The organism is Flavobacterium sandaracinum (genome assembly GCF_004349135.1).
In the GTDB taxonomy this organism is placed as follows: Bacteria; Bacteroidota; Bacteroidia; order Flavobacteriales; family Flavobacteriaceae; genus Flavobacterium; species Flavobacterium sandaracinum.
In genome coordinates this window covers 1-26,854 of sequence record NZ_SMFN01000001.1, presented here as the reverse complement: position 1 = coordinate 26,854, position 26,854 = coordinate 1, and the positions used below count along the sequence as shown (strand labels likewise).

At 33.0% G+C, this 26,854-nt stretch carries 25 protein-coding genes; 10 read left to right on the top strand and 15 right to left on the bottom strand.

Annotation, left to right across the window (positions count from 1 at the left end):
* Positions 1–120: 120 nt before the first annotated feature.
* The gene (locus E0F91_RS00125) at positions 121–504 is read left to right on the top strand and encodes a pyrophosphohydrolase domain-containing protein (protein ID WP_132064364.1); all 384 of its coding nucleotides are present in this window, start codon (positions 121–123) and stop codon (positions 502–504) included.
* 101 nt (positions 505–605) lie between these two features.
* On the opposite strand, the gene E0F91_RS00120 is transcribed toward E0F91_RS00125, so the two are convergent.
* Positions 606–1,673 carry a branched-chain amino acid aminotransferase gene (locus tag E0F91_RS00120; RefSeq protein WP_132064363.1) on the bottom strand — a complete coding sequence of 356 codons (1,068 nt, stop codon included), beginning with the start codon at positions 1,671–1,673 and terminating at the stop codon, positions 606–608.
* Positions 1,674–1,973: 300 nt separating this feature from the next.
* On the opposite strand from E0F91_RS00120, the gene mnmC2 reads away from it, so the two are divergent.
* Complete coding sequence (mnmC2, locus tag E0F91_RS00115) at positions 1,974–2,636, top strand: tRNA (5-methylaminomethyl-2-thiouridine)(34)-methyltransferase MnmC2 (RefSeq protein ID WP_132064362.1); 663 nt, start codon at positions 1,974–1,976, stop codon at positions 2,634–2,636.
* Positions 2,637–2,792: 156 nt separating this feature from the next.
* Positions 2,793–2,990 (top strand): hypothetical protein, encoded by a 198-nt coding sequence (locus E0F91_RS00110; RefSeq protein WP_132064361.1) that lies wholly within the window; start codon positions 2,793–2,795, stop codon positions 2,988–2,990.
* Positions 2,991–3,028: 38 nt separating this feature from the next.
* Here E0F91_RS00110 and E0F91_RS00105 read toward each other — a convergent pair whose 3' ends face one another.
* Complete coding sequence (locus tag E0F91_RS00105; protein WP_132064665.1) at positions 3,029–3,970, bottom strand: hydrogen peroxide-inducible genes activator; 942 nt, start codon at positions 3,968–3,970, stop codon at positions 3,029–3,031.
* Between the two features lie 115 nt (positions 3,971–4,085).
* Between E0F91_RS00105 and E0F91_RS00100 the strand changes: the two genes are divergently transcribed.
* The 4 genes from E0F91_RS00100 (at position 4,086) to can (ending at position 7,443) form a co-directional block, all read left to right on the top strand.
* The gene (locus E0F91_RS00100) at positions 4,086–4,565 is read left to right on the top strand and encodes a Dps family protein (protein WP_132064360.1); all 480 of its coding nucleotides are present in this window, start codon (positions 4,086–4,088) and stop codon (positions 4,563–4,565) included.
* A 128-nt stretch (positions 4,566–4,693) separates the two neighbouring features.
* Positions 4,694–4,975 carry a hypothetical protein gene (locus E0F91_RS00095; protein WP_132064359.1) on the top strand — a complete coding sequence of 94 codons (282 nt, stop codon included), beginning with the start codon at positions 4,694–4,696 and terminating at the stop codon, positions 4,973–4,975.
* Between the two features lie 82 nt (positions 4,976–5,057).
* Positions 5,058–6,716 (top strand): SulP family inorganic anion transporter, encoded by a 1,659-nt coding sequence (locus E0F91_RS00090; protein ID WP_132064358.1) that lies wholly within the window; start codon positions 5,058–5,060, stop codon positions 6,714–6,716.
* A 91-nt stretch (positions 6,717–6,807) separates the two neighbouring features.
* Positions 6,808–7,443 (top strand): carbonate dehydratase, encoded by a 636-nt coding sequence (gene can, locus E0F91_RS00085; RefSeq protein WP_132064357.1) that lies wholly within the window; start codon positions 6,808–6,810, stop codon positions 7,441–7,443.
* A 183-nt stretch (positions 7,444–7,626) separates the two neighbouring features.
* On the opposite strand, the gene E0F91_RS00080 is transcribed toward can, so the two are convergent.
* The 3 genes from E0F91_RS00080 to E0F91_RS00070 form a co-directional block, all read right to left on the bottom strand.
* Positions 7,627–9,063, bottom strand: coding sequence for an NADP-dependent isocitrate dehydrogenase (locus E0F91_RS00080; RefSeq protein WP_132064356.1), 1,437 nt, complete (start codon positions 9,061–9,063; stop codon positions 7,627–7,629).
* Between the two features lie 694 nt (positions 9,064–9,757).
* Positions 9,758–10,957, bottom strand: coding sequence for an LETM1-related biofilm-associated protein (locus tag E0F91_RS00075; protein ID WP_132064664.1), 1,200 nt, complete (start codon positions 10,955–10,957; stop codon positions 9,758–9,760).
* Between the two features lie 131 nt (positions 10,958–11,088).
* Positions 11,089–12,507 (bottom strand): amidohydrolase family protein, encoded by a 1,419-nt coding sequence (locus tag E0F91_RS00070; protein ID WP_132064355.1) that lies wholly within the window; start codon positions 12,505–12,507, stop codon positions 11,089–11,091.
* A gap of 427 nt (positions 12,508–12,934) precedes the next feature.
* Between E0F91_RS00070 and E0F91_RS00065 the strand changes: the two genes are divergently transcribed.
* Positions 12,935–14,467 (top strand): SulP family inorganic anion transporter, encoded by a 1,533-nt coding sequence (locus E0F91_RS00065; protein ID WP_132064354.1) that lies wholly within the window; start codon positions 12,935–12,937, stop codon positions 14,465–14,467.
* Positions 14,468–14,833: 366 nt separating this feature from the next.
* Here E0F91_RS00065 and E0F91_RS00060 read toward each other — a convergent pair whose 3' ends face one another.
* Positions 14,834–16,081 carry a protoporphyrinogen/coproporphyrinogen oxidase gene (locus E0F91_RS00060; RefSeq protein WP_132064353.1) on the bottom strand — a complete coding sequence of 416 codons (1,248 nt, stop codon included), beginning with the start codon at positions 16,079–16,081 and terminating at the stop codon, positions 14,834–14,836.
* 114 nt (positions 16,082–16,195) lie between these two features.
* On the bottom strand, positions 16,196–16,717 hold the full coding sequence (locus tag E0F91_RS00055; protein WP_132064352.1) for a GNAT family N-acetyltransferase: 522 nt from the start codon (positions 16,715–16,717) through the stop codon (positions 16,196–16,198).
* Between the two features lie 172 nt (positions 16,718–16,889).
* Between E0F91_RS00055 and yaaA the strand changes: the two genes are divergently transcribed.
* Positions 16,890–17,648 (top strand): peroxide stress protein YaaA, encoded by a 759-nt coding sequence (gene yaaA, locus E0F91_RS00050; RefSeq protein WP_132064351.1) that lies wholly within the window; start codon positions 16,890–16,892, stop codon positions 17,646–17,648.
* 107 nt (positions 17,649–17,755) lie between these two features.
* On the opposite strand, the gene E0F91_RS00045 is transcribed toward yaaA, so the two are convergent.
* The 4 genes from E0F91_RS00045 to E0F91_RS00030 form a co-directional block, all read right to left on the bottom strand.
* Positions 17,756–19,339, bottom strand: coding sequence for an MDR family MFS transporter (locus E0F91_RS00045; RefSeq protein WP_132064350.1), 1,584 nt, complete (start codon positions 19,337–19,339; stop codon positions 17,756–17,758).
* Positions 19,340–19,418: 79 nt separating this feature from the next.
* A complete protein-coding gene (locus E0F91_RS00040) occupies positions 19,419–20,498 on the bottom strand; it encodes an HlyD family secretion protein (protein WP_132064349.1) in 1,080 nt (359 codons plus the stop codon).
* Between the two features lie 9 nt (positions 20,499–20,507).
* Complete coding sequence (locus E0F91_RS00035) at positions 20,508–21,833, bottom strand: TolC family protein (protein ID WP_132064348.1); 1,326 nt, start codon at positions 21,831–21,833, stop codon at positions 20,508–20,510.
* Entirely contained in the window at positions 21,823–22,449 is a 627-nt protein-coding gene (locus tag E0F91_RS00030; RefSeq protein WP_424955330.1) for a TetR/AcrR family transcriptional regulator, read from the bottom strand. The genes E0F91_RS00035 and E0F91_RS00030 overlap by 11 nt, the downstream gene beginning before the upstream one ends.
* 362 nt (positions 22,450–22,811) lie before the next feature.
* Here E0F91_RS00030 and E0F91_RS00025 point away from each other — a divergent pair, with 362 nt between their 5' ends.
* Entirely contained in the window at positions 22,812–23,369 is a 558-nt protein-coding gene (locus tag E0F91_RS00025) for a DUF4494 domain-containing protein (protein ID WP_073354627.1), read from the top strand.
* 239 nt (positions 23,370–23,608) lie between these two features.
* On the opposite strand, the gene E0F91_RS00020 is transcribed toward E0F91_RS00025, so the two are convergent.
* From E0F91_RS00020 to E0F91_RS00005, 4 genes are all read right to left on the bottom strand, one after another.
* Positions 23,609–24,118 carry a GNAT family N-acetyltransferase gene (locus E0F91_RS00020; protein ID WP_132064346.1) on the bottom strand — a complete coding sequence of 170 codons (510 nt, stop codon included), beginning with the start codon at positions 24,116–24,118 and terminating at the stop codon, positions 23,609–23,611.
* 126 nt (positions 24,119–24,244) lie between these two features.
* Positions 24,245–25,144 carry an alpha/beta hydrolase family protein gene (locus tag E0F91_RS00015; RefSeq protein ID WP_132064345.1) on the bottom strand — a complete coding sequence of 300 codons (900 nt, stop codon included), beginning with the start codon at positions 25,142–25,144 and terminating at the stop codon, positions 24,245–24,247.
* Between the two features lie 246 nt (positions 25,145–25,390).
* The gene (locus E0F91_RS00010) at positions 25,391–26,305 is read right to left on the bottom strand and encodes a serine hydrolase domain-containing protein (RefSeq protein WP_243698810.1); all 915 of its coding nucleotides are present in this window, start codon (positions 26,303–26,305) and stop codon (positions 25,391–25,393) included.
* A 277-nt stretch (positions 26,306–26,582) separates the two neighbouring features.
* A partial coding sequence (locus E0F91_RS00005; protein ID WP_207919018.1) for a hypothetical protein occupies positions 26,583–26,854 on the bottom strand: 272 nt, incomplete at its 5' end.

Here is a 26,854-nt window from a genome sequence, read left to right as displayed (position 1 = left end):
AGGCCTGCAAATATTAATTGTCCCTGACTAAACATAATTAAAATATTTTTTTGACAAATTTAGTTATTTGTTTAATAATAGTTTGCTAATTTGTATTTTCATTTGATAAAAATACTAAATATGCAAAAACAAATTAACGCAGTAAAGGAATTTCATTCTACGTTCAAAATTGATTTTAATGAAAGTCCTACAGCCAATTTAGGTGCGCTTAAGCATGAACTTCGATATAATTTGATGAAAGAAGAAAATGAAGAGTACTTAGAAGCGGTACGAAATAATGATTTAACAGAAATAGCAGATGCTCTGGGTGATATGATGTATATTCTCTGTGGAACTATTATAGAGCACGGTTTACAGGATAAAATAGAAGCTGTCTTTGATGAAATTCAACGTAGTAATATGAGTAAATTAGACCAAAACGGAAACCCCATTTATCGAGAAGACGGAAAAGTTCTAAAAGGCCCAAATTACTTTAAACCTGATTTTTCAATTATTCTTAAATAGGAATTGCTAATCCCTATGGGCGATAGGTGTAGTAGTGTAAGAAATAAAAAAGGCGATTTTGATTTATAAAATCGCCTTTATGTAAACATAAAATCTAAAAATTATATTTTAACAGTCCATCCAAAAGTGTCTTTTTCTAATTTATTTTGGATATTAGTTAATTTGTCTTTTAGTTGTATTGCTACTGATTTTTCAATTTTTGGCAATTCAAAGTAGGCATCTTGATATGAGAATCCCGAGATTGGACTTACTACGGCAGCTGTACCAGCACCAAAAATTTCTTTTAAAGTTCCGTTTTTAGCTGCTTCAACAAGTTCAGAAACTAAAACAGGGCGAATCTCTACGTCTATACCTTCGCTTTTAGCTAGGTCGATCAATGTTTTTCTAGTTACTCCATCTAGAATTCGTTCACTTACTGGAGCAGTAAGTAAGGTATCATTTATTCTAAAGAAAACATTCATTGTTCCAGCTTCTTCCAGTTTGGTGTGCGTGGCATCATCAGTCCAAATGACTTGCTGAAAGCCTGCTGCATTTGCTAATACTGTAGGGTAGAACTGAGCGCCGTAGTTCCCAGCTGCTTTTGCCGCACCAATTCCGCCATTAGCGGCTCTACTGTAATGTTCTGCAATAAGTACTTTTACATCACCAGAATAATACGAGGTCACTGGAGATAAAATGATCATAAATTTATAATCATTTGATGGGTTAGCAATTACGCCCGTTCCAGTTGCAATCATAAATGGTCGGATATACATCGCGTTTCCTTTTCCTTTTTTTATCCAAGCTTCATCCAATTGTAATAATTGATGAAGCCCATTCATGAATATTTCTTCAGGAACCTCTGGCATAGCCATTCTAACGGCTGATTTATTGAAACGATTATAATTTTCATCAGGTCTAAAAAGCCAAACGGCATCATCAGTATCCTTATATGCTTTCATTCCTTCAAAAATAGCTTGTCCATAATGAAAAACTCGGGTCGATGGGTCTAACAAAAAAGGAGCGTATGGCTTAATGACTGGTTTTTGCCATTCCCCATTTGTAAAATCACATTCAAATAAGTGATCCGTAAAAACAGAACCAAAGCTTAGGTTTTCAAAATTTACTTCCTTTATTTTAGAAGTAAGAGATTTTATAATTTCAATTTTGTTAGTTTGAGTTGTACTCATAGTAATGTATTGTTTTTTGATTTTTTTTTAAGTTATTAGACAAAGCTTAAAAAGATTGCGTTTCTATCTCTTTGACTTTAATATTTGCAAAATTAAATAAAAATCAGCAAATTACTTATCAAAACACTATTAATTATAGCGTTTAACTACCATTTATTTACTTTTTTTAAAATCAAAAAAAAACAGCATAATTCTAATGATTATATAAAAAATCCTCGTTTTAAGAGGTAAAGGCACTAGTTTTGATTAAATTTGACCTGTGGCACGATTAAAAAAGTAGCATAACCTTAGATTATAATTTTGAAAAGAGAAATAATTCAGACACTTGATGGTTCAACAACCATCCACTTAACAGAATGGGACGAATGTTACCATTCTAAACATGGTGCAATTCAAGAAGCACAACATGTTTTTATCAAAAATGGGCTTTCCCTATTTCAATATCAAAAAATTAGTATTCTCGAAATAGGGTTTGGTACGGGTTTAAATGCTTTTATCACGCTATTGGAAGCCCAAAAAATGCAGCTAACCATAGATTACGTAGGGGTTGAAGCTTATCCAATTTCAGCAGAGGAAGTCTTAAAGATGAATTATGTGTCTGAGTTGAATGCCTATCAGGAAAGCATGCTTTTTGATAAAATGCATGAAAGCAATTGGGGAGAAAAAGTGATTTTGAATGATGTTTTTACACTGACGAAGCGGAAACAATTTTTTGAAGAAATTAATGATGAAAATAAATACGATTTAATTTATTTTGATGCTTTTGGATATAGAGTACAACCAGAATTATGGAGTACAGAGATTTTTAGAAAAATGTATAAATCGCTTAAAGATAACGGAGTACTGGTTACCTATGCTGCAAGAGGAGTCGTTAAAAGAAGCATGATAGAAGTGGGTTTCACTGTTGAAAAACTTGAGGGGCCTCCTGGGAAAAGAGAAATGTTTCGTGCTCGAAAGGGTTGAGTAAAGTTTTTAATTCGTTCTTTTTATTAGAAGCTTTTGGCGAATAGTATGAAATATAAAACCAAAAACTACGTTAAATAATACTTGAGTAGTGCCAAAAAATGTACTTTTGCAACAACATTAGAATCTTAATCTAACCAAAATTATCCATGTCTTATGTCGAAAGTTATGTACGATTATACAAAATCTGTTTTAGAAAGAGTAAGTTTTGATCCAATGCTTTTTTGTAAAGAGTTAGAAAAAGCCATAAAAATGTTATTGCCCTATGAAATGGATCAATTGCGTGAATGGTTATTAAACTTTACGATTGGAAAACCAGAATTAAAACAATGTTTATTGATAGTAAATTCATAAAAAATAAAAAAGGAACCGCCATAAAAACGGTTCCTTTTTTATTTTTTATGAATCGAACTTATAATTTGTATATCCTGAAAAACGATTGCTCCTTTTATTACGCCAGCAATTGTGCTCCGAAGAGCTTCAATAATATGAATTTTCAATTCACTTTTAGGAAAAATTAAGCTAACTTCTCGTGCTGGTTTAGGATCTTTGAATTGGCGTAGTTTAAGCTTATCATTATCTTTTAAGTCTAAAGTATGTAGATAGGGAAGCAGTGTAGTTCCCAGACCTTCATCTGCTAATTTTATTAAAGTCTCAAAACTTCCACTTTCTATTTGAAAATGACCTATTTCACTTCTAGGATTATTTTTACATAAGTTTAGTATTCCATCACGGAAACAATGTCCATCTTGTAATAATAAAATTTCATCTAGGTTTAAGTCAGAAACTTCTATTTCTTCCTTTTGAAAATGGTGGTGGCTTTCCGGTATATAGGCTACAAACGGTTCAAAATAAAGTACAATTTCCTTGATTTTATCCTCCATTAATGGAGTTGCGGCAATACCTGCATCAAGATGGCCATTTTTTAGTTTTGTTATGATTTCCTCTGTATTCAACTCTTCGATAATGAGTTTTACTTTAGGATATTTTTTGATAAAATTATTCAAAAACATTGGTAGGAGTGTAGGCATAATAGTTGGTATTATTCCCAATCTGAATTCACCACCTATAAAACCTTTCTGTTGCTCAACAATATCCTGGATGCGATCTGCTTCATTAACTATATTTTTGGCTTGGTTTACAATTTTTTGACCAATATCAGTAAGTTGAATTGGTTTTTTTGTTCGGTCAAATATCTGAATACTTAATTCCTCTTCTATTTTTTGGATTTGCATGCTTAATGTAGGTTGAGTTACAAAACATTTTTCGGCAGCCAGTGTGAAATTTTTATGTTCTGCTACAGCAAGAACATATTTTAGTTGAGTGATTGTCATAGGTATAATAATAGCTGATGCAAATTTAGTAAAACTATAACTTTTTATTATGGTGTTTTTCATTAATCTTAAGCTAAATTTACGATAGAAAGAATTTAATAAAAAAATTATGGAAATGAAAACAAACATTTTAGGATTACCAATTAAAGAATCAGAAGTGATAGTTAATGAATTGAATATTTTGTTATCAAATTTTCAAGTTTATTATCAAAATTTAAGAGGAATTCATTGGAATATAAGGGGAAAGCGTTTTTTTGACTTACATGTGAAGTTTGAAGAATTATATACAGATTCTCAAATAAAAATTGATTTAGTAGCGGAAAGAGTTTTAACTGTGGGAGGAACCCCGCTTCACACTTTTGAAGATTATATTAAAAATAATCAATTGGTTGTTGGTAAAAATATTTCTAATGATGAAAAAGCAGTTCATTTGATTGTTGCTTCTTTATCTCACTTGCTGAAAATTGAAAGGGAGATTCTTAATAAATCTGCAGCAATCAATGATGAAGGTACTAATGCAATGATGAGCGATTTTATCTCAGAACAAGAGAAGACAATTTGGATGATGCAAGCTTGGTTAGAAGAAAGTTTATAAGTTAAATGTTGAATTAAAAAAAGGCAAAATGAAATTTAGTTATTTTATTTTGCCTTTTTTTGTTAATATTTTGAAAAAATAGAATAACTGGCATTATCTTTAATAAACTTAATTCTATTTTTGGGCCAATGAAAATAATATCAAAAATATTTTTAATCTTGTTTATTGCTTTTTTAGTCACGCCAACAATTGTCACCGTGATAGAGAAAAGCGCTGATATCTCTATTTTTTATTCTCTTTCTGAAGAAGAACAGGTGCACAAAGAAATCAAGACTTTTTTTTATATTGATGGGCTTGCTGAATTTAGTATTCTATCTAAATTATCATCTGGTGTTATCCTATCAGAGAATTTATCAAAACAAAATAATATTATCTCTTCCATATTTATCCCTCCGCCCAACGAAGTCTAGTACAATTTTGATTTTAATCTTTTAAAATTAATTTTCATATATAGTATGTGAATAAATAGGTATTCAATTTTAGTTTGGTATTATGACAAAAAAAAACAACCCTTTTGCTACCCTTAAATCCGATTTTGCATCTGGTTTAGTGGTTTTTTTGGTGGCGCTACCCTTGTGTTTAGGTATTGCAATGGCTTCTGGTGCTCCTTTATTTTCTGGGATTATTTCAGGAATTATAGGAGGAATAGTTGTTGGCTATTTAAGTACATCTAATATAAGTGTCTCTGGACCAGCCGCAGGTTTGACTGCAATTGTTCTTACTGCAATTACAGATTTAGGTGCATTTGATGTTTTTTTAACTGCAGTTTTTATTGCAGGTTTGGTACAATTAATATTAGGATTTGCTAAAGCAGGAAGTATTTCTAACTATTTTCCAACAAATGTTATCGAAGGGATGTTAGCAGGGATTGGAATTATCATTATTCTGAAACAACTGCCACATGCATTTGGTTACGATGCTGATTTTGAAGGTGATCAAGCTTTTTCACAAATGGATGGTAGTAATACATTTTCTACACTATTTAGTATTTTTGATTATATCCAAATAGGTTCAATCGTTATTACATTGGTTTCTATGACAATTTTGATTTCCTGGGATAAAGTTCCTTTTTTGAAAAAATTAAAATTAGTTCCAGGAGCCTTGATTGCGGTTACTTTGGGCGTTATTTTAAATGAAATTTTCATTGGTACCGGAAGTACTTTGGCTATTGGAAAAGAACATTTAGTTTCTTTACCAGTTCCATCCTCTTTTGAAGAATTAAAAGCAATTATAGTTACACCTAACTTTTCTGGCGTTTCTAACCCAAGAGTTTGGATAGTCGCACTTACAATTGCCATTGTTGCTTCAATTGAGACACTTTTAAGTATCGAAGCAGCAGATAGAATGGATGTTCAAAAACGCTATACAGATACGAATAAGGAATTAAAAGCGCAAGGAATCGGTAATATGGTTAGCTCCCTTTTAGGAGGTTTACCATTGACTTCAGTTATTGTACGTACCTCCGCAAACAGTAATGCAGGTGCTAAGTCTAAAATCTCTGCTATAATTCACGGAATATTATTATTGGTTAGTGTACTCGCTATTCCTATCGTTCTCAATAAAATTCCACTAGCTACACTTGCAGCTGTATTAATTTTAGTTGGATATAAATTAGCTAAGCCAGCCACTTTCAAACATTTTTGGGAAAAAGGGAAATATCAATTTGTGCCTTTTATTGCTACCTTATTAGCAGTTGTATTTTTAGATTTATTAAAAGGAGTTACATTAGGAATAATCATTAGTATCATTTTCGTTTTGAAAGGGAATCTGAAAAGAGCTTATTTTTTTAGAAAAGAAGAATATGCCGATGGAGATGTGATTCATATTGATTTGGCTCAAGAAGTTTCTTTCTTAAATAAAGCGGCAATCAAACAAACATTAAGTCAAATTCCAGAAAATTCTAAGGTTATAATTGATGCAAAAGATACGGTCTATATTGCGCATGATATTTTGGATTTAATCCACGAATTTAAAACTACTCGAGCTATAGATAACAATATACGAGTGAAGTTAAAGGGGTTTAAAAAGGCGTATCAGTTAGAAAACACTGAAGGTTCTCAAAATAATGTGACTATTGAGCATTATTATGATGCTGCGAAAAGAGTAATGGTCAAAAAAGAATTAACAGATGAGGAATTTCTTAAAGAGTAAAAAAAGCAGTTAAATAAATAAAAAATGAGTTCCTTTACAATAGATTTTTAAAAACTAAACGATTGTATAAATAAAATAATTTCTAAAAGTTATGGTTGATTTTTATAAAAAAATACTAGAGAATAATAAAAAATGGGTAGAAACCTCTTTATCTAGTGATCCAAATTATTTCCAGGATTTAGCCAAAGGGCAGACACCACCCTTATTATGGATTGGTTGCTCTGATAGTAGGGTTCCAGCAAATGAAATTATAGGAGCAAAACCAGGGGAAGTTTTTGTACATAGAAATATTGCTAATATGGTTGTTCATACTGATATGAATATGTTAAGCGTTCTAGATTATGCAGTAAATGTTTTGAAGGTAAAGCATGTATTAGTTTGTGGCCATTATGGATGTGGCGGTGTGAAAGCTGCAATGGGAAATGATTCTATAGGAATTATTGATAATTGGATACGTCATATTAAAGATGTATATCGCCTTCATAGCAATTATTTAGATTCTATTGAAGATGAATCTGAGCGTTTTAACACCTTTGTAGAGTTGAATGTAAAAGAACAAGTTTTTGACTTGGCTAAAACATCAATTGTTCAGGCAGCATGGAGAAATGGTCAAGATCTGACTTTACACGGGTGGGCTTATGGACTTAATTCTGGCTTCGTGACCGATTTAGAGGTTAATATCAGTTCAAATAAAGATTTAGATGCAGTGTACCAATTGAAATTCTAATATTAAGAAAGCCACTTTTAAGTGGCTTTTTTAGTATTAGAATTTAATTTACTTCTCTTCCGAGCTCTATTTTCATGAAGTTTAAGTATTTATTGGAATCATTTTTGTAAATAATTGTTTGGCTTCATTCTGGCTAAATTTACCTTCAATAAGTTGGACAGCCATATTTTTTATTTTTAAAGGTTATTGTCCTTGACCTAAGGAATATCCTGCTTTTCCATCAAAGTTGTATAAGTTTTCTGTTTTAATAACATCAATTTTTGCATCTAACGCATTGGTTAATAAAGTTATAATTTGGCTTTTCTCTATCAATTTTCCAGCGGTTGGTTTAAATCTGCAACGCCAGTGATCCGTGCAATAGGTTTCATTAAATCCGTCAGGCCAAACTTTAATTCCACGATTAGTAATCATAGTCAAATGTTTATCTTCAGTACCGATAGTTTTAATTTTTTCGGCTAATTCATTTGGATCTGTTCCATTCCAATGTATAAATAAATCAACACCCACTAATTCTTTATTTTTAGCAGGTTTCTTGGTGTACTTTGGTAAGTTTAAAACCGCATCTTTCGCATACGAGACTTGTTTTAGCTGCGATGGATTTTTACCTAAATTGGCAATAACGGCTTGTGCAAATTCTTTTGTCCCAACTTTTTCTGTACTGATTCCTTCATTATATATATCATAAGTGTGGATACCATCTTCTATGGTTTTTAACCAAGCATTTTGTACTTTCTCAGCAGTTTCTGTTTGTCCAATGTGATTTAGCATCATTATAGCGCCCTCCAGTAGGCCAGAAGGATTTGCTAAGTTTTGATCGGCACGTCTTGGTGCTGAACCATGGATTGCTTCAAACATGGCACATTCTTCACCAATATTAGCTGAGCCGGCCAATCCAACAGAACCAGCGATTTGTGCAGCTACATCAGATAAAATATCACCATAAAGATTTAAGGTTACTATAACATCAAAGATTTCTGGGGTATCCGCCATCTTTGCAGCGCCAATATCAATAATCCAGTGTTCATTTTCAATTTCGGGATATTCTAAAGCAATTTCATCAAAAACCTGATGAAACAGTCCGTCAGTTTGTTTCATAATATTGTCTTTTGTAAAACAGGTTACCTTTTTTCGACCATATACTTTAGCATACTCAAAAGCATAACGAACTATTTTTTCGCAACCAGGACGGCTTATAAGTTTTAAACATTGTACTACTTCATCTGTTTGTTGGTGCTCAATTCCAGCATATAAATCTTCTTCATTTTCACGAATAATTACAATGTCCATTTTAGGATGTTTGGTCTCTACAAAGGGATGTAAACTCATACAGGGTCTCACATTTGAATACAAGCCCAAGAATTTTCTAGTTGTCACATTTAAACTTTTATAACCACCACCTTGTGGAGTAGTGATTGGAGCTTTTAGGAATACTTTATTTCTACGAATAATATCCCAAGATTCACTCGCTATACCAGAAGTATTGCCTGATAAATAAACTTTTTCTCCTACTTCTATTTCATCAATTTCTAATTTGGCTCCGGCTGCAATAATGATTTTAAGTGTTGCATCCATTATTTCTGGACCAATTCCATCCCCTTTTGCTACTGTAATTCGAGTCATTTGATTTGTTTTTAATTGTTTAGATAGTGCAAAGCTGACACTAATTATCCATAAATTTTTATTTATATATGTAATGCAATACATTAAATATTTTTATAATTGTGTTTTAGTCTACTTTATGTTTTAAAAATAGGTGCTAGAGGAAGCTAACAGTAGTATTTCCTTTTACTCCTCTTTATTTTTGTTAATCCGTAAATTATGTTAGATAATTAGTTTAAAATTCTCCCTAATAGAATCATTCAAAAATATTTTTTTCTAAAAAATCAGAAAGAGAAACGCATTGGCGATAGAAATTAAGTTCAAAGAAGATTTTAAAACAGCAGTGATTTTATAGTTATGAGATTTGCTGAATTAGTTTAGAAGTTTTCGTAGTGATCATAGAATTGGGAATACCGATCCAATTTACTGCGGAAGAATTTATAAAAAGAAATAATTTATTTCCAAATTTAAAATTCATTTAAGTCTGTTGTAGAGATAAAACAATCATTTTTTATGATATTTTGATTTTCAGTACTAGTAGTGATTCGCTTTATGAACGAATTAGAAAGAGGGACCACTATAATCAAAACAAATATTAGAAGTTTCTATATTGTCTATTGTTTTCGTTTTGAAATTGAAAGTAAAAAATCTCTGCATAAGATTATTTGTAGTACATAAAAATAAAACAAATTCAATTTATTTTAAGATGGAGGGGCTATTCGCTATCCATATTCTCATTAAAGGCAGATGGTAATAAAGTTGGTATAAATTTGATTAGGATAGGCAGCAATAAACTTCCTCCGGGAAGTAAAAAAATGGCTAGTGATGGAACAGTTTTACAAATTTCTAATAATTGTTTTTTGACTTTTTTCTTTTCTTTTTCATCTAAATCTCTACGAGTAGAATAGGCTAGCAGTACCATTAGCTCCTTACTCTGTAATATTTCTTTAATCAATCTGTTTTTATTACGGCTAATTAAAGTAACCACACTTTGAGTAGTTTGGTCATAAAAATGCTTAACTGGATTTGAATAGTTAAAATATGGAATTTCTTTCCTGTGCTTTGAAATAAATAGGTGCGTATTGTTGATACTTTCGTTTACAAAATAATCTGGTATTTGCAGGATCTCCGCTAACGATTGTAAAAAATACAATTCATCATTTTCTATTTTTCCATCACTCCATAAAGCCATTCCGGCAATATCGATTAAATAATATTTTTCTAAATCATTTGTAAAGTAATCAAGTTGGAGTGTTTCCAAACTTTGTGTTGAAACTTTTGAGAATTTACTATAGCGAATCGAAGCTTCGAAGAGTTTGATTAATAAGTCATCATACTGTGATTTTTTAGATTTTATTTTTAAAGCTAAGGTCACAATATTTACAATTGTCTCTTCAATTTTTTTTAGGTATTTCTCGGGAATCTCTCCATGAATTAAATATTGACGAAAGGCAAGTGTGTCAATAAATAATAATGCATTAGTAACAAGATGAGAAAAATTTTTACTGATGATACTGTCATTGGTTTGCACACGTACATCAATGATTTTTTCCAAAGTTAAAGCAGGGGAGTTTTTTGGTAGTATTTTTTTAAATAAATTAGATCCTTGAGGATGCATTTGGTTATAAAAAATAACTGCATGTTTGATGAAATTAGTGGCAGTGATATCCTCATTGGTCAAACAAAACACACCGTATAGGGTATTTAAAAGCGCTACTTTTGAGATTTCGTCCTTAAACCAGCCTTTGGTTTCAATAGCTTTTATGGTATCAAACGAAATAATATGACCATAGATAAAACCTGTATCTCTAACTTTTTTATAAAAAGTATCAGTACTTGTTGAAACAATATCTTTTGAAAATTTTTGTTCAAGAAAAAATTTATCTATCCAACCTGATGCCGAAGGGTTAATCATCGCTTTTATTTGAAGATACAAAGCTATGTTTTTTTATGGTCTTCGCACTAAATTTAAATTAAAAAACCGCATTATTAGTCAATTCTAGCGAGTTTTCGTTTGATGAAGTAAACTGCATAAAAAAAATCAATTTACTTCAATGGAAAATTTGCTTCGAAAGTCTTAAATCTAAGGTCTAAATCCTTAAGAAGTTGTTTTTTTACACTCTCGTCCTTTATAAAACTATAATGGAGGCTGTTGTATACATATTGCTTGATGTCAGTATACGAAACGTTCTTGTATCTTTTAGCTAATAGTACATATTGCTCAGTCATATTAGTACGTAAAATTCCAGCATCATCCGTACTAATAACAATAGGAACACCAAATTCCTTATACAATGTCAAGGGATGACGGCTATCTTTTACTTTCAAAATAAACTCGTTACTTACTAAATTGATTTCAATTGGGATTGATTTCTTGGCCATGTAACGCAATAAATCATACGAATCTTTTTCGTAAGCTAAGTCTACTCCGTGACCAATTCGGTTAGCTCCTGCAGTATAAACGGCAGCGCTGATGTGCCACGTTAGTTCTTCGGGTTGTACTAATCCCAAGGTGAGTTCGCCAGCATGCATCGCATATTTTACGGCTGGATAACGAGAATGACAATATTTAAACATTAACATGTGCAACCAATAATCCTTCATTGAAGTTGCTCCATCTTCTGGAGAAACAATGTTAACTCCTGCAATAAGCGGACTTCCATCTGCCGAAATAAAAGCGATAACCAAATTCTTGAATAAATCAACAGGTTCCATGAAACGCAAGACAAAATTTTGGTACCGCATTGTAAATTTTTTGTCATCAATTTTAAGGTCTTTGTGAAGTTTTGCCACAAAATTAGTATTGAAATCTTTGGCATAAGATTCAGCCTCTTTTTTTAATAAGGAACTGTAAACAGAATCTAATGTGGTTAAAATTGCTTTTTCGTCTTTCGCCAAAGCTAATTTTCGCAATCTTGAGTTGAACTTTGTTAAATCATCCGTATTCAGGGTTGTTGGAATCGTAGATAATTGGGTTTCAATGTAACTAACGTTTTCAGCAATGGCTCTGTTTTTGAGTTCCAATAATCCTTGTCCAAAATTTCCCTTTATAGCTGGTTCAAACTTCATAAAGGATTCGAAAAATAACTTATCAGAAGGGTAATCCACATAATTATAGTCCTTTATAGACCATTTTTGCATGATTTTTTGTTGGTAAGAATCTAGAGTTCCATTCGTTTTTAAGGTAGAGAATAATTGCCAATCTCCCGTAGGTGGTTTTTCTTTTCGGACATCCATCGTTTCCGTATTCAAATAAAAATCATCTGCAATGGCAAGTTGCAATAAAGGTTCTGCATAAATAGAACCGGAAAAATGGTGGTGTAAATCGCCGCCTTTTGGCATGTGGGAAAAGAAAGCAGTCAACGCGACTTCGTTATCCCTAATAGTCTCAAAATAGTCATTCGTTGCTTGAGAATAGCTGCTGGTTAAACAAAAAGCAAAAAATAAAGTATATAGTAATTTCATAACGTAATTTTTTTAAGAACTGATTTTTTATTAGTCAAAATTGGTCCGTTGTATTTCTACCTAATTTTTGCGAATAAAAAATATTTAATAGGTCAAAGATGAATATTTTTGATGGATTTTAAAAATTTAGAGCTAAAAGTCTTATTTTTTTAAAGCAAGAGATAACTTCGGTCTTATTAACGGAATTCTAAATTACTTTGTACCATAGCCAAAGTGTTGTGGAGTAGGTCCAATTCTGGTTGTAAAAACAATTAAAAAGTTCTATTTTTGCAATTCTGATGAAAAACTACGTACAACATCTTCTCAAGATTTTCCGCACTGATTTATAGATTGTAAATCGAGGGATTTCTCCCAAAAACAATTTATCGAATTTTGATTCGATGTGATTTCTTACTATGAAATTGCGTCGTCCACTTATATTTATGAAATGAAAAAAGTATTTAATTTATTTGATTTTTCTCAAAAAGTCAATTTTAGAATAGAAATTTTAGCAGGTTTGACCGTAGCTATGACGATGATTCCAGAATCGCTTTCTTTTGCTATAGTTGCCGGTTTCCCACCTTTGATGGGGTTGTATGCTGCATTTATTGCGGGTTTAATCACAGCAGTTTTTGGTGGAAGACCAGGAATGATATCTGGAGGAGCTGGAGCTACAGTGATTGTTTTAATTGCTTTAATGAAGTCCAACGGCTTAGAATATGTTTTTGCAGCAGTAGCTTTGGCAGGTATTTTACAAATTCTAGTGGGCATCTTTAAACTCGGTAAATTTATACGACTGGTGCCGCAACCGGTTATGTTTGGGTTCGTCAATGGTTTAGCGGTTATTATTTTCATGTCGCAATTGGATCAATTCAAAGCAATTGTCAATGGGCAAATTGAATGGCTTTCAGGAAATCCTTTACTTATTATGATAGGTTTAGTTGCACTTACTATTGCGATTATCGTGTTTCTACCAAAAGTGACAAAAGCGATACCGGCTTCATTAGCCGCTATTATCGTTGTTTTTGCACTTGTTTTTTTCTTAGGAATCGAAACAAAAACGGTCCAAGATATTGCTTCAATCAGCGGTGGTTTTCCTCCATTTCATATTCCTAATGTTCCAATTACTTTTGAAATGTTGGAAATTATATTTCCGTATGCCTTAATCATGGCTTCTGTAGGATTGACTGAAGGATTATTAACACTATTCTTAGTAGATGAAATTACAGGAACTAAAGGCAATGGAAATCGAGAATGTATTGCGCAAGGAAGTTCAAATATTTTAAATGGTTTTTTCTTCGGGATGGGCGGATGTCCTATGATTGCACAAACATTGGTAAATCTATCTGCAGGTTCTAGAGCACGTTTGTCTGGAATTGTAGCTGCCTTGACAATCCTGGTTATTATTTTGTTTGGAGCGCCAATAATTGAACAATTACCCATGGCAGCTTTGGTTGGTGTCATGATTATGGTAGCTATTGGAACATTTGAGTGGGCGAGTTTCCGAATTATAAATAAAATGCCAAAACATGATATTTTTGTTGGAATACTAGTGGCAGTAATTACCATTCTATTGCACAATTTAGCACTTGCAGTTTTAATAGGAGTGATTATTTCCGCTCTAGTTTTTGCTTGGGAAAGTGCTAAAAGAATTCGGGCAAAAAAATACATTGATGCAAAAGGAGTGAAGCATTATGAAATATATGGCCCTTTATTTTTTGCGTCCACAACCGCTTTCTCTGAGAAATTTGATGTTTTCAATGATCCAAATGAGGTTATTATTGATTTTAAAGAAAGTAAAATTACCGATATGAGTGCGATTGATGCCGTTAACAAAATTACAGAACGGTACGCTAAACTTAATAAAACGGTCCATTTACAACATTTAAGTGCGGATTGTAAAACCTTACTAAAAAATGCAGATCAGATTATTGACGTTAATATTCTAGAAGATCCAACCTATAAAGTAGTGATTGATTAAATAAAGTGCCAATTAGTAATGGTAGTCTTTTTTTATCATTAAGAAAATCAAGAACAGTAGAACTTAATTTTCTTAATGATTTTAAAAAATATACTATGATTTAGATAGAGAGACTTTTTTGTAAAAATAAATGGCCTAAGATTTTAAATGTAAAATTTATTTTTTGACAAAACTATTTAAGTAATAAGAATAAAACAATGACGTATTTTTTTTTTACCATATAAGTCATTGAAGTTTCATTTGTGTAAGACTGATAACTTAAGCAATAATAAGGCCATTTAAGGTTTAGTGCTTACATGACTTTTTATGTTAAATAGTATTTCACTCCTTTTATAGTACGGCAATAAATAAGGCCAACTACTTATATTAGGAACCCTGAATTTTCATTGCTTCTGCGGCCAATCTTCCCGTTTTTAAAGCGGCATTGATAGAGCCATTCAGCAAGTGGTCTCCACAAATGTACAGTACATCTGATATTTTTATTTCAGAAGCCGCGATTTCATTTCGCACACTTTCCTGTGTTGGCAAAGCATATTCAATACGATATGCTTTTAGCATTTTCCATGAAGCGACTTTTTGACCGTACCACTGTTTTAATTCATCTTTCATATTTTCTGCCAAAGTTGCGTCATCAATAGTTGGGATCCCATTGTAGGAAATAGAAATAAGTACTTTGCCTTTTGGCGCATAAGCTTTAGAAACATTAGAAAGGACCGTCAAATTATTGACCCACTTTTTCTGTGTTGAAGCATTCAATACAACTACGGCTTTATCAGTAGGCGCTTCTTTGGCTTCAAAATAGAGGTTAGTCACTTGATGTGACGTCATTTTTTGGTTTGGAAAAAATTGTTGTGTAAGTTGGTTTGCGGTCGTTGCCAAAAGGATTTGGTTGGCTTCTAAAATTGTTCCATCTGCGGTAGTTACTTTATTGCCATCAACAGCAGTTACCTTGGTATTGCATGCTATACTTCCTTGGGGAAGCATGCCTACTAGTTGCTTTGGGATTTCTTCCATTCCTAAAGAAGGAACTGCTACGTCACCATCAGAAAACATTTTCATCACAAAATCGAACATTCGTCGGGAAGTTTGCAATTTATTTTCTAAGAAGATTCCAGAAAGGAAAGGGGCATAAAAACGCTGAATCATCTTTGGACTAAAACCATATTCAGCCAGTTGCTTTTGTGTTGTTTGTTCTGGTTGTTCGAAAATAGCTTCGATGGTTAATTTTTGTAATTTATTTTTTAACCATAGGGTATTCATTTTATCTTTTAACGTACCAACTGGCGCAAAAAGGGTTGCCAATGCTGCCGAAGGTCTTCGTAAGGGATCTGCAATTTCAAAAATGCCTCCGTCATAAAGTACGGTGGCTCCAGGCAGCATTTTTTTTAGTTGTAAGTCTTTATAATTGAGTAAGGTTTGCGTTTCTGGGTAAGCGGTCAAAAGTACTTGGAAACCTCGATCTAAGAGAAATCCTTTATGAGAATCGGTTTTTATTCTTCCTCCCGCACGGTCGCTGGCCTCTAGAACAAGTACTTTTCTTCCTTGGCGGTGCAGATGAACAGCCGCAGCCAGTCCTGACAGTCCCGCTCCAATAATAATCACATCGTGTTTCATAGTTTTAATCCTCTTTAGTACAAAAATAGGCCAAATAACGTTTCCGATTGGCGCAAATAAGGGCGAATTTAAAATTTAAAAATACTTGTTAAAAGAGGCAACCAAGTGTTACTTTTATTTAAGTCTAAGCTGCATCAATAAATCAGTTTGTTTGTCATTTCCCAATGTAAAAACATGTTGGTCAAAAACGATAAATCCATTTTTAGCATAAAATTGAAGCGCTCTGTAGTTTTCTTCCCAGACACCAAGCCAAATAGAAGCAACACCATTATTTTCCGCTATCTTTTTTGCCTGGTTGAGCAACAATTGTCCAATGTTTTTGCCGTGAAAAGTTTGCAAAACATAAATTCGATGTACCTCCAAAGCATTGTGGTCATGGGTTTCGGTTTGGGCATCTCCGAAGTTTATTTTTAGGTAACCAACGGCTACTGCATTCGAATAGGCTAAATAAAACATTGAATTCGTATTGCTTAATTCTGTTGTTAATTGCTGTGTGTTGAAACTATCATTGATGTAGTTGGTAATATTATCAGGCGTATTTACGGCAGCAAAGGTTTCCATAAATGTTTGGATACTTAGTTTTTGGAGTATTTCAAGATCCTTTAGCGTTGCTTTTTGGATTTCAATCAGATTCATTTTGAGGTCCTCTTTTGAGTTATTTTGAACTCAAAAATACGCAAATATAATGGGTTGTGAATTTAATTATTTATAACATTATTAGACAAATCGATGCAAATAGTTGTCATTTCCGGTTTTCAATTTGTACTTTTGAGTTTATTAATTGAAAGAGCTCGAAAGAGTAGTATTTATGAAAATTGTTATATCGCCAGCCAAATCCTTAAATTTCGAGAAAGAATTACCTACTAAATTATATACAGAACCTTTATTTTTAAAAGAATCCAAACAAATTCAAAAAGTGCTTAAAGAGAAAAAGCCCGCTGATTTGTCAGATTTAATGAGTATTTCAGATAAATTGGCTGATTTAAATTGGAAACGAAATCAAGTATGGAAAACGCCTTTTACAACATCAAATGCACGTCCTGCGGTTTATACTTTTGATGGTGATGTGTATACAGGATTAGACGTTTATTCGTTACCGATCAATAAAATTCAAGCATTACAGGATAATTTGCGCATCCTTTCCGGTTTGTACGGTTTGCTAAAACCATTAGACTTAATGCAGGCCTATAGATTGGAAATGGGAACTAAGCTGCCCATTGGCGAAAGCAAAAATTTATATGAATATTGGAAACCTACAATTACCGAAGCCTTGAATAAAGAGGTAAATGAAGGAGAATTGTTTGTGAATTTAGCCAGTAATGAATATTTTTCAGCAATAGATGTCAAAGCGTTAAAGGTTTCCGTAATTACACCAGAATTCAAGGATTACAAAAACGGAAAACTTAAAATAATCAGTTTTTTTGCTAAAAAAGCGAGGGGCATGATGGTGCGTTATATCATCGATACCAATGCTCAAACAGTAGACGATCTAAAAGGTTTCAATTACGATGGCTATCAGTTTGACGCCAATTTATCAGAAGGAAGTCATTTGGTATTTACCCGATAATCCTAGACACGAGCTATACGATATCCTACAAGAAGACGCATTTTTGGGTTTGTAAAACAACACGATTTATAACGTAGTACAATAAGACGTTATAAATCGTCTATCTATTAATGCATGGCATCGGCGGGATTAATTTTGTTTTTACCTTTTTTTATCAAAAGTATAAAAGGAATACACAACAAAAACAAAGCGCCTAAATAAAGGAAAATATCGATATACGATAGTACAGAACTTTGTACCATTACTTTATATTCTATCGCTTTGTAAGCTTTTGCCAACGCTTCATTTTCAGAAAAACCTTTGGACATGAATCCCATTTTGAGTTCTTGGACCGTTTTCTGTACTTCAAAGGAAGTAGCATTTAGATGTGATATAAGATTTACACGGTGTTCCTGATTGAATCTGGCAATGAAAGTGGTGATAATGGCAATACCAAAAGAACCCCCTAGTTGTCTCATCATTCCTGTAAAAGCAGCACCTTCGCCAATACTTTTTCCTTTTAAAGTGGACAATGAAAGTGTAGAAATAGGAACAAATAGTAAACCAAGACCAACTCCTCTTAATATTAATGGCCAGTATAAATGTTCTTCACCAGAATCTGGCGTAATTACTTGTTGCATCCAGTAGGTAAAAAGGAAAAAGGTTAGAAAACCTGCAGCAACCATATAGGCTTGTGGGACTCCACGCTGAATCATTTTGCCTATAAAGGGCATCATAATTCCAGTAGTGATGGAGCTAGGGATTAATAATAAACCAGCATCTAATGCACTCCAGCCCAAAACCGATTGTGTATAAATGGGGATAATAAAAGTAGAACCATACAAGCCGAAACCAAGTATAAAACACATAATAGTTCCTACTCTTAAGTTGGTATCCTTAAGAACTCTTAAATTCACAATGGGATGTTTGTAGGTTAGCTCTCTCCAAATAAAGAGCAAAAAACCAAAAATGGAAATCACAGATAAAAGGACAATAGTAGTATTATTAAACCAATCATCTTGCTGACCATGTTCTAAAACATATTGCAGAGAACCAATAAAAGCAGTTAAAAGAAAGATTCCCCACCAATCGACTTGACTCGCTTTTAGTTTGTCACCATATTTTGGACTTTTTACGAAGGATAGGGTCAATAATGTAGCAATAATTCCAAGCGGAATGTTGATGTAAAAGATATAAGGCCAGGAAAAATGATCTACAATATATCCTCCCAATGGCGGTCCAAGAGTTGGTCCCACAATCACTCCCATTCCGTAAATGGCTTGTGCCATACCTCTTTTGGCAACGGGGTAACTCTCTGTAATGATGGTTTGTGCAGTTACTAATAAAGCGCCTCCTCCAAGTCCTTGTATAAATCTAAAGGCGACTAATTCCCATATATTATTGGCATTTCCACATAAAAAAGAGGCAACCGTAAAGATAATAATGGAAACTGCAAAATAATTTCTGCGTCCAAACTGTTGCGACAGCCAACTCGTCATTGGAATCACAATCACATTGGCAATTGCATAAGCAGTTATTACCCAAGCCACATCAGTCAGAGAAGCACCAAGGCTGCCTCGCATATTGTTTAATGCTACATTTACAATTGTAGTGTCAACAATTTCTAGCATAGCACAAAGAACGGCTGTAATGGTTATGATGACTCTTCTAAAGCCATATTCTACTAAATCGTCTTCTCCGGTTTGTACCATTTTATACTAAATTGTAAACTATCATTCTCTTAAAAGTTCTGTCTCCTTTTGACATTTTAGAAGCTGTCAAAATTTTTATTTAATCCAAGTGTACGTCCACATCTACATTCATTCCTGGTCGTAATAATTTTATTTTTTCTGGATCATTTGTCGTATTCAAACTTATTTTAACTGGTAATCTTTGGATTGTTTTCACAAAATTTCCTGTGGCATTATCAGGAGGTAGTAAAGAGAATCGGGAACCCGTAGCCGGCGAGAAAGAGGTGATGGAACCCTGAAAATTATAACCTGGATACGCATCTACTTTTACGGTTACTTTTTGACCAATAACCATTTTGTTCAATTGTGTTTCTTTGAAATTAGCAATTACCCAAGCTTCTTTGTTGTTGATGATGTAAAATAACGATTGTCCCGGTTGCACTAATTGTCCGGGTTGAATATCAATTTTGGAAACCTGACCATCAATTGCAGAAGTTATTGCCGTGTAGGTTAAATTTAATTTGGCAGCATCTAATACGGCTTTGGCTCTTGTAATATTGGCGGCAGCGACTTCTGTTTGCTTGTTTGAAACCTTAGACTTAGCCACAATAACTGATTTTTGAAAAGCACTTGCTCTTTCTTGCTGTTGCAACACACGAACTTGACTTTCTGCTTCCAGCTTTGCTGCCAGGGCTTGCTCGTATTGTTGTTTTGTAATCGAATGGCTTTTATATAGATTGTCATATCGGTTGTAATCACTGGTAATACGTCCTAATCTAATTTTCGCCGATTCAATATTTCCACCTGCTGATAATACATTCGCATCAGAAACAGAGATGCTGGCCAATGCACTTCCAATATCTGCTTTAGTAACTTCAAAATTACCTTCCGCTCCAACCATTGCAGCATTTGCTTCTTCAATTTTTAATTGATAATCTCTTTTGTCAATCGTAAAAAGCGTATCGCCTTTCTTTACAAAATCATTGTCTTTGATATATACTTTGTCCACATATCCCGAAACTCTTGGGATAATTGGATTCATGTTTTTTTCAATTTGGGCATCATCAGTTTCCTCATGCGATAGGGAATGCATGTATTTATAAGTCCCGTAAGTTGCGCCTAAAACTACCAAAGCCACTAGGATAATAATAAATTTTTTATTTGTTTTTTTCTTTTCCATGGGGTGTGATTATTTTTGAGCAATATTGAAGGTTTGTGATAGTTGGCCAGTTACGGAAAGCAACTCGTAGTATTTTTGAATGGTATTGGCTCTGGCCAAAGCTTTATTAATTTTAGAACTTAATTGCTCTACATCCGCTTCCAATAAATCATTGGTATCGGATAGTCCGTTATCATATTTGTCTTTAACTATGCGGTAATTTTCAGTAGATTGCTCTTCTGCTTCCACATAAACAACACTTTGTTTTAACGCTAAGTCGTAGTCTTCTACAGCCTTTTTTACCTGAATTTTAATGTAATCAGTTAAAATCGATTCTGAATTTTGTACTTCCAGATATTTACTTTCGGCTAGTTTAACCAGCGTGCCATTTTTAAGAATCGCACTTAAATCATAAGAAATTCCGACACCAATATTCATCGCATTTTGAACTGTGATTACATTGCTCAAGTCTAACGCAGTGTATCCGCCAACAATTGCAATCGCTGGATAATACGAACCTTTGGCTATTTTAATAGTAGCTTCACTTGCTTTTCCCTGAAAGCGTATGGCTTCTAAATCTTTGCGATTTTCTAAAGCCGGTAATTCATTTGTTGGAACATTCGTCATTTGGAAATCAGCAAAATCTTCTTCCCGAATTTCTAGTTTTGTATTGGGATTTAATTTTAAAAGCGTGACCAAATAAAAGTTGATAATTTTCAGATTGTTGTTCGTCTCGTCAAGTGACAGTTGAATTTGCGAAGTTTGTAATTTAGATTTCAGCAGGTCATTTCTGGGAATTATTCCGTTTTTTTCCAGTTCGATAAAATCTTTTACACGTTGTTGTGCACTTTTTTGATTTTCTTTTAAAAGTTCAATTGTTTTTTGAGCTTTGTATAAGCTAGCATAGTAATCGATAACCCGCAACGCTATTTCTTCTTTTGTTTGCGAAGCCGTTGCCATTTCTGCCTGATATAAATTCTCATAAACAGTAATACTATTCTGAATTTTGAAGCCAGAAAATACAGGAACACTGGCATTCAGTTGTCCAATCATCAATTGATTTACGATTGGTAGTGGTTGCGCGTTGTTATTTTGATTGAGTTTAAAATTAACTGATGCATTAGCCAATCTTTGGTATTGACCCGATAATTTTAAATCTGGATATTGATTGTTTTTAGTGGATTGCAATTCGTACTTTTTGGTTTTTACTTTTGTATTTGCCAACGTAACCTCATTGCTTTTGGTCCAAGCCAAATTAATGGCTTCGTTCAAGGTTAAACTTGTTTTTTCTTGTGCTTCTATAGCGGAAATTCCAATGAAGAAAACCCCAAAGAGCATAAATTGACTAACTTTCATAAATCAGAAGTGCTTTAATAGTTTGTTGAATGTGCTTTGTCAAATTGGTTTTTATGTAGTTATTGTACAAATCTTCGGTTTTTAAGTTTAATAAATTTTCGAAGAAAGGTTTATTCATGTGAAAATGAAAGAAAGTACCCAAAATGGTGGGCGTAATAAGCGGAATAATAACGTCTTTTCTGAAAATTCCTTTTTTCTGACCTTCTTCAATAATGGTTTCTAGAGATTTGAGATTTCCCTTTTTTAATTCCGAAAAGGCCTGAAGATTTTGCTCTCTTTTTTTAGAAGTAAATTCAAAGTGTAGAATTCTATAAATTCCTCGATTGCTATTAATTCTATTGATGTATAATTCAATCAGTTTATTGATTTTATCAATAGGCTCCAGATCTTCCTGCAGTAAATTGTCTAATTGATTTTTAAGATCAGAAGTTCGATAAACAATAAGGGATTCCAATAGACGCTCCTTGGAACCAAAGTAATAAGAAACCATGGCAACATTAATTTTTGCCACTTTTGCTATGTTTCGAATGGAAGTACCATCAAATCCTTTCTCTGCAAAAAGGGTTTCAGCCACTTCGAGGATTTGAATTTGTTTTTCGTTAAAATTGCTTTTCAATTGGATAGATTTATTCAAAACAAATTTAAACAAGCGTTTAATTCAAACAACTGTTTAGTTTTTATTTAACATTACATTAACACATAGCAAATGCTTTTTTATGGTAAAATCACGATTCCATCATAGAATTTAATGCTCGAGGTAATCCTCTAATTTGTAATGGGTTCACTTGTTTTGTAGGTTTTAAAAATGAGTTTTTAATAGTTGCTCCTTTGTTAGTTTGTATCTTTTAATTGTATCTAGGTATAGTTTTGTATCCAAAAAAAATCCGTCATCCTTATAAATTGTGAATATCTATTTTATGGAAAGTGCTTTTTTTTTCCTTTAAAATCTATCTTTGACCTCCTTAAAAAAACATAGAGATGAGCACAATTTGGTACGAATGCAAAGTAAAATATAGAAAAACAGATGAAACCGGCGGGCAAAAAATCACAACGGAACCCTATTTGGTAGATGCTTTGTCTTACACAGAAGCCGAAAGTAGAATTACAGAAGAAATGTCGGCCTATATTAGTGAAGAGTTTAAAATCACCAATATAAAAATGGCCAATTATGCAGAGATCCACCCATTTGAAAATGCCGATCGTTGGTTTAAATCGAAAGTTTCTTTACTGGCTTATGATGAAGAAAGCGGCAAAGAGCGCAAGACAAGCATGTATTTATTAGTGCAAGCGAATGATGTAAAAGAAGCTTTTGACAATACAACTGGCATCATGAAAGGAACGATGGGTGACTACACTATTCCCGCTATCATGGAATCTCCTATCATGGATGTTTTTCCCTATTTCAGCGGTGAAGAAGGAGAATTAGAACAAATAGAAAAGTTCAATGCGCTGAAAGCTTCGAAACCAGAAGTTGTTGCAGAAATCGAGGATCACATGGAATTTGAAACTGCTCCTGAAGAAGAAGCTACTGTTTAAGATTGTTTTAAAAAATTCACCGCAAATTCGCAAATTATTGAAATAGTTGTTGGCTGTTTTTATTTGTGAATTTGCGGTTTTTTAATTCCTCGAAGCTCTGCATGGATTTTTTTAGCCACAGATTCACAGATTAAAAAAGAGTATTGAAAATCTGTGAATCTGTGGTTGCTATTTCGCTAATACCTTTGGGGCTCTGCAGCGAGGTAATTATTCCAAAGTTTTTAGAATTATAATTAGCCCTATTTAGTTAAGACTTTCTCGTATGCTTTTCTTGGGCTTCCTCTAAAATAAACTTCGCCACAATAGGTATAACCTTGACTTTCAAAAATTTTCATCATAGGTAAGTTGTCAAAATTAGTGTCCGCTTTTACACTGAAAATGTTGTTGCTTAACGCAAAATCTTCTATGTTTTTGATCATCAGTTTTGCCAAACCTTTACCCAAATAGTTTTCAGAAATAGCTACGCGGTGCATCACAACAAAATCATCATTCGTAAGCCACTTTCCTTCCATGTTTCCATAAGCAGGTTCATCGTTGATAAGTACGGCACTATAACCGATGATTGTTTCTCCAGTAACCAAAACAAATCCTGCTCCTTTTTCGATATCTTTTTGTACCACTTCCGGATTTGGATAACCGTCTTGCCATTGCGCACTGCCGTCTTCTTTTCGACGTTGGATGGCTTGTTGCAAAATGGCCCATATTGGATCAATTTCAGATAGTGTTGCTTTTCTAAAGTTATAATTCATTATTGTAATTTGAGTTTTTTGGTAAATGATTGTGTTTTAAAAGTACAAAACAAATTTTAAATTTGCTCAATTTACATTGTAGAATGTATTTATTTTTAGAAGAACAGGTTGCAAGCGGGCAGCGCTTTATTTTGATTTTTTAGACTTTTGAATGTTAAACGCTTTCTGTTTTATCCATTGAATTGAAATGTCAAAAGGTTTCGTATCACGGTCAAATACAGTATTGTGTCCTAATGTTGAAAATAAAGTATATTCAAAAGGTTTGCCTTGCGCTTTTAATGTATTTAATTGATCGATACACAACTTTACGGGAATTTGAATATCCTTCTCTCCAAAAAGCCAAAGTCCAGGAATAGAAAGTGTATTTAAATAAATTTTTGGGTCAGTCGCTACGAATTGGTATTTGTCTGGGTCATTTTTTGTGTGTTCAAGAGCATCTGCATCTGTGTGAGTTTCCCAAAAATTAATATCTCCGTTCGTGTAAAACTGAAATCGGAGTTGTTCTAAAGTTGTTATCGTAGGACAACTAAATAAAACCATAAATTCAATTTGTGAATTTTGGCTTGCAGTAATTGGAATTATCCATCCCGCTTGACTAAAGCCAACTAATCCAATTGGTGTTTTTTTGTTTTTCAAAAAGGTTCGAAATGTTTTTACAGCCTCATTGGCGTCGCTAGCTAATAAATTAAGATTAGTAGTGTCAATATTATTAGTACCTACAGAAGGTCCAACATACACACCGCCAGATTCTCCAACGCCACGTTTGTCATACGTTAATACAGCAATACCTTCCTTCGCAAGACGTTTTGCGAACTCCATTTCTCTTTTTACGGGGTCAGAACCGTGAACAATTACAACTGCTGCAACTGGATTTTTAGGTTTTACAATTGAACCCGCAAGAGTTATGCCTTGACTTTCAAACGTTACATCTTGAATGGTAACCTCATTTGATTGACAACAGGCCATTTCTGGTAAAAGTAGTAGGGATAACCAAAGCAACAAGTTAGAAAAAAAGGTGTTGTTCATTTTAGTTTAATTTTAGTCAACTTATTTTAGGACGACGATTCTTTAGCATTGCCAACAAGGAAGTCATAGACTTTATGATGTTTTAGTTTTTTTATCAAGTTTTTAAAATTGCACAAAGTCAGAGACATTTGCGCAGCAATCACTAGAAAATTATTTTTTAGAAAGACATTTTACGGGGTTCCGTTCAGCCGCGGATTCATTGTTCGTTATTCGAACACAACGAAGCAACCCTAGTTAGACGATCGGTTATTTTTTCAATTTTTCAATAATCGCATCTGAAATTTCAAAAACTTTTCCGTTATAATTATTGTCTAACAAAATTATAGTAAATTTTTCAGTAATATTTGAAACTAAAATTGCTTCATAATTCCCAGCCCTTCCATCGTGTAAATGCTCAATCAAATTTCCGTTTTTATATTTTGCCAATCCTAAAGCTGATTGAGTTTCTTCCAAATTAAATTGTTGACCAATTTCAAAAAGTGATTTTTTGTTTACTATTTTTTTCGAGTGAAGACAATTTACCCATTTTAATAAATCAATTGTAGTTAAATAAGTACCGCCTGTTATGGATAAATCCGTTTTATCTTGAACCAAATTATTATTAAATCCCTTGGCTATGTTTTTTTCATTTTCAAAAGGAGTCATTACAGACGAATTCATTTTGCAAAGTTTGAATATAAATTTCTCTGCATATGTTTTAAAAGACATTCCTGTTAATCGTTCAACAATAAACTGTCTCAAAAAGATATTGTTGTTATTGTAATCATAATTTGTACCTGGTTTAAAATCAAGAGTATCAATTAGTTTTAAACCATCAAAAAGGTCTTTGTCATTTTGAATACTTTTCCAATTTACATTAGGTATTCCACTTTTGTACTGTAATAGATCTGCAATAGCAACTTCATTTGCCCATTTTGGTAATTCGGGAATAAATTTGGAAACCTTATCGTTCAGTTTTAGTTTACCTTGTTCTTTTAATTGCATCAAAGCAACCGCACTAAATTCTTTTGTAATTGAGCCAATATTAAATTTATAGTCAGTCGTTAATTTTCTCGTTTTAGTTTCATCAGTAAACCCAAATGAAGCGTTGTATATAATTTTATTATTTTTTGAAACAACTATATTTCCATTGAAAGCTCCAATTTGACTGTAGTGGTTCATTAAAGAATCAATTTGGTTTATTTGTTTTGTTTGAGCACATATATTGTTTACCAGAAGTAATACAACTATGAAATTTAAGAATAATTGTTTATTATTTTGCATAATTTGATTTCTTGTTTTCTTTTCGGTTTTTTGGTTAACTGAGGTCTTACATTTTGCTGCTTTGAGATGGTTGGATGTTCGTAAACACTCAATTTTCGGCTTAACGAAAACTTGATGCGAAACGGTAATTCCATTAAATTCCAGCTACATCAAAACAGCTGTTATGCAACGTGCTTTATTCAGTATTACTTTTAATAGCTTCCACAATTTCCATATAGTTTTCGAAACAATCTGGCGAAATTATTAACCTTCTATTATTTTCATATTTCAAAATACTAAAATGATAACCATCTGTTAGATTGATTCCGCGTGTATCTCTAGTTCTTGTTTTTTGTCTATCTATGCTCAGAATAGTGCTGTATGGAATATATTGTTTGGTTCTAAATATCAATGAAGTTTTCTCAATACCTTTCTCCATAATTTTTAGAGAAGAAACTTTGAACAAAT